The following is a 1,618-nucleotide window of genomic DNA, read 5'->3' on the forward strand; positions in this document are numbered from 1 at the left end:
CCGCGAGGTGGACCGGGCCCGGGCCGTCGGGTCTGCTATCCCCAGTCGCCGGCCACCTGCTTGGTGGTGACGTTCAGGCGGTTGAAGAAGTTGGTCAGCGAGATCATCAGGACCAGGGCGGCGAGGCCCTTCTCGTCGTAGTGGTCGGCGGCCTCGTCCCAGATCTCGTCCGGTACCTGGTCGCTGCGGTCGGACAACCTGGTGGCGTACTCGGCCAGCGCCAGCGCGGCGCGCTCGGCGTCGGTGAAGTACGGCGTCTCGCGCCAGGCGGCGACCGCGAACAGCCGCTCCTCGGTCTCGCCGCCCTTGCGGGCACCACGGGCACCCGAGTCCACACAGGGGCCGCACCCGTTGATCTGGCTGGCCCGCAAGTGCACCAGGTCAAGGGTCGTCTTCGGGACACCACCGGAGTAGATGGCCTTGTACATGTCCTGAATAGGCTGCGTGGCGTTGAGGATCATCGCCGGGTTGGTGAGGCGCGCTTCCATGTTCATCCCTTTCTACGGGAACACATGACGCAGGCTGGTCGGCATGCGTCACTTCTACGACGACCGGCGGCGGGCGAGTGTGACAGCGGCGGCCCGGGTGCCGGAGGCGGGAACCGATCGCCGGGGACCCGTCACACGCGGATGATCCCGTTCGTCACAGCTATGGAGCCCGGCGGAGCGAAGATGTATCCGACGGCGGTCAAGCACCGGCGAACAGCGAAGGGGACGACGGTGGCCATGGACGAGAACGACCAGCTCGCACGGGCTTTCGAGGAGAAGCGCCCACGGCTGCACGCCGTGGCCCACCGCATGCTGGGCTCCACCGACGAGGCCGAGGACGCGGTGCAGGAGGCGTGGATCCGGCTGCACCGCAGCGACGCGGAGGCGGTGGAGAACCTCGACGGTTGGCTCACCACCGTCGTCGGCCGGGTCTGCCTGGACCTGCTGCGCGCCCGCAGCCGGCGCGAGGAGTTCTTCGAGGAGCACACCGAGGCGTCCGCCCCCGTCCCCACCGAGGAGAACGCGGACCCCGAGCAGGAGGCCATGCTGGCCGACTCGGTCGGCCTGGCGCTCTCGGTGATCCTCGACACGCTCGAACCGGACGAGCGGCTCGCCTTCGTGCTGCACGACATGTTCGCCGTGCCGTTCGCCGACATCGCCCAGGTCATCGGGCGCAGCCCGGGGGCCACCCGGCAGATCGCCAGCCGTGCCCGGCGGCGCATCCACGGCGCCTCCCCGATGCCCGACCTGCGCCGGCAGCACGAGATGGTGGACGCCTTCCTCACCGCCGCGCGCAACGGCGAGTTCGAGCGTCTGCTGACCCTGCTCGCCCCCAACGTCACCATGCACGCCGACGACACCGCCGTCCGTATCGGCGCCGCTCCGATGACCCACGGCGCCCGCGGCGTGGCGGGCATCTTCTCCGGCGGCGCCGAGGCCGCCCGCGTCGCGCTCATCGACACTTCGGTGGGAGCGGTGTGGCAGACGCGGAAGCGGGTGATCGTGGTCTTCGACTTCACGATCCACGACGACGTGATCACCGCCATCGAGCTGGTGGGCGACCCGGACCGGCTGAAGGAACTCGACATCGTGGTGCTCGGCAACTGAGGTCGGCCGTCACCGCGCGGCGC

Annotated in this window: 2 protein-coding genes; one reads left to right on the plus strand and one right to left on the minus strand. The window is 70.1% G+C overall.

Translation table 11 applies throughout. The features are described 5' to 3' along the window. Nucleotides 1-35 precede the first annotated feature (35 nt). Nucleotides 36-488, minus strand: coding sequence for a carboxymuconolactone decarboxylase family protein (locus AC13HU_RS36785; RefSeq protein ID WP_483046344.1), 453 nt, complete (start codon nucleotides 486-488; stop codon nucleotides 36-38). Nucleotides 489-725: 237 nt separating this feature from the next. Here AC13HU_RS36785 and AC13HU_RS36790 point away from each other — a divergent pair, with 237 nt between their 5' ends. Then, nucleotides 726-1,595: a sigma-70 family RNA polymerase sigma factor gene (locus tag AC13HU_RS36790; protein ID WP_483046345.1), complete on the plus strand. Its 870-nt coding sequence runs from the start codon at nucleotides 726-728 to the stop codon at nucleotides 1,593-1,595. Nucleotides 1,596-1,618 lie beyond the last annotated feature (23 nt).

The sequence above is a fragment of the Streptomyces sp. NH27 genome (assembly GCF_056859195.1).

Excerpts from the sequence above, each read along its gene's own strand:
- AC13HU_RS36785 (WP_483046344.1), bottom strand. The coding sequence starts at position 488 with ATGGAAGCGCGCCTCACCAACCCGGCGATGATCCTCAACGCCACGCAG.
- AC13HU_RS36790 (WP_483046345.1), top strand. The coding sequence starts at position 726 with ATGGACGAGAACGACCAGCTCGCACGGGCTTTCGAGGAGAAGCGCCCA.